This window comes from Vibrio pacinii DSM 19139 (genome assembly GCF_000711795.1).
GTDB classification, from domain to species: Bacteria; Pseudomonadota; Gammaproteobacteria; order Enterobacterales; family Vibrionaceae; genus Vibrio; species Vibrio pacinii.
In genome coordinates this window covers 1-1,841 of sequence record NZ_JONH01000050.1, presented here as the reverse complement: position 1 = coordinate 1,841, position 1,841 = coordinate 1, and the positions used below count along the sequence as shown (strand labels likewise).

Below are 1,841 nucleotides of genomic sequence, written 5' to 3'. Positions count from 1 at the left end.
ACTAACAAAGCGTTTAAGGCAGATTCGCAACGCTTAGCATTTTCGGTTTGCTTTGAAATTAGTGTTTACGGCACAATGGTTTAGGTAAGGTGGCAGTTGCTCACTACTTAACGCGGCGTTATATGCCCAAGGGTGACGTGATAATTTTAGGAGTATATTTTTGAAAACATTGATCAATTCGTTGCAAGAAAATACTGTCAGTAGACTTAAAAATCCGTTGGTAGGAGCCTACGTATTTTCATGGACAATCTGGAATATTGCAGATGTAATGCTGTTTATTCTCAGCAGTAATGCTGAGAAAATAAAGATGATCAATGAATCTACTTTTGAATTAGCTAATGACTTACTATTTCCATTAGGTATATCTCTTGTTTATCTGCTAGTGGTGCCTATCTTAAATATGCTTTACGAGCGTATAGTGGATGGAGTAATTAATAAGTATCGTAACGCATTTAAGCAAAAAACTTTGCAAGAACATTATTATACCGTTAAAAGAACGACTATCGCCAAGCTGGATTCAGACGAAGAAGAAAACCGAAAGCTGCGCGATAGACAGCTAGATACATGGGCTGATGAAAAGCAACGAATGTCAGAAACTATCATCCAGTTTAGAGCTGAACATGCTGAAAAAATGGCTAAGATTGATAACGAAATATCCAGTTATCGAGAAGAAATTCAGAGGCTAACATCTGAAGTATACGACCTCGGAACCAGAGAAGAGTCAATTAGACAAGAATTAACTCATATTGTACGTGACGTAGGTTTAGGGATCGAAAAACTCACATACCTAAAAAATCTGCCTGAGAGTGCATTATCTCTAACCAAGGATATAAGTGATACAACCAAGCGTGCTCGTAAGGTTTTGAATCTGCCTTTGTTAATGCCGAATTCTCCTAATTCGTACAATGAACCTCCGATGGACTTCGACGATGACATTCCTTTTTAGCGGGCATATAACAAAGCGTTTAAGACGGATTCCCAACGCTTGGCATTTTCGGTTTGCTTCAGTTTTAGTGTTTACGGCACAATGGTTTAGGTAAGGTGGTAGCGTTGCTCACCACTTAACGCGGCGTTATACATTTTGGAGAGCTTCGATGTTTATAGCCTCAAAGAAAGGAAATGAGATAGATTTTTTAGACCCAGAGTTTTCTTACATAGAGGAAGTTTTAAAGCCTATCGATTCTTCACTTTTTGAACTGAATAAAAAGATTTCCAAAGCCGATATATGGGAAGTCGAACATTTGTGTGATAAAGGAGAGTACTTGATTGGCCTGGGTTTTTGCATTATGCAACGGTACATGTTTGATGTGTTGAGGGATGTTGATATTAAGCCCTTTGAAGCAAGAATGTTGGGGCCTTCCAGTACTTTCGGTGAGCCTATTGCTGAGTTAATCCATTCCGGTGCGAATTACTGGAAACATGAACCTGAATGGCATATTTGGTTGGAAAAGCTAAAAGATCAATCGCAAAAAACTGTTGATAAGGTACTTCATCATAGAGACTCGGCCCACTACCCATTATCTGATTTACTAGCAGACTTAAATGGTAGCTCAGAACTCACTCTTCTTGGTTGTTTGTCATATCTAGTTGATTGGCGAAAGGCTGTTTATGAGCACACCGAAAAAAATGTATAACAAGGCGTTTAAGACGGATTCACAACGCTTGGTATTTTTAGTTTGAATCGGCTTTAGTGTTTACGGCACAATGTGTTAGGTTGGGTGGTCGCGTTGTTCACCACTTAACGCGGCGTTAGTTGCCAGTGAAAAAACGCAGCTAAAGCAGAAAATTTGAGGTTAACGATTTATGTTGTTTTGCTTGATTTTGTGTCTGGGTAAAGTTTA

General features: G+C 38.9%; 2 protein-coding genes. Both read left to right on the top strand.

Going from position 1 to position 1,841, the window contains the following annotated elements:
• Nucleotides 1–160: 160 nt before the first annotated feature.
• Nucleotides 161–946: a hypothetical protein gene (locus BS19_RS14955; RefSeq protein ID WP_038176337.1), complete on the top strand. Its 786-nt coding sequence runs from the start codon at nucleotides 161–163 to the stop codon at nucleotides 944–946.
• A gap of 148 nt (nucleotides 947–1,094) precedes the next feature.
• Nucleotides 1,095–1,634: a hypothetical protein gene (locus BS19_RS14950; protein WP_038176336.1), complete on the top strand. Its 540-nt coding sequence runs from the start codon at nucleotides 1,095–1,097 to the stop codon at nucleotides 1,632–1,634.
• Nucleotides 1,635–1,841 lie beyond the last annotated feature (207 nt).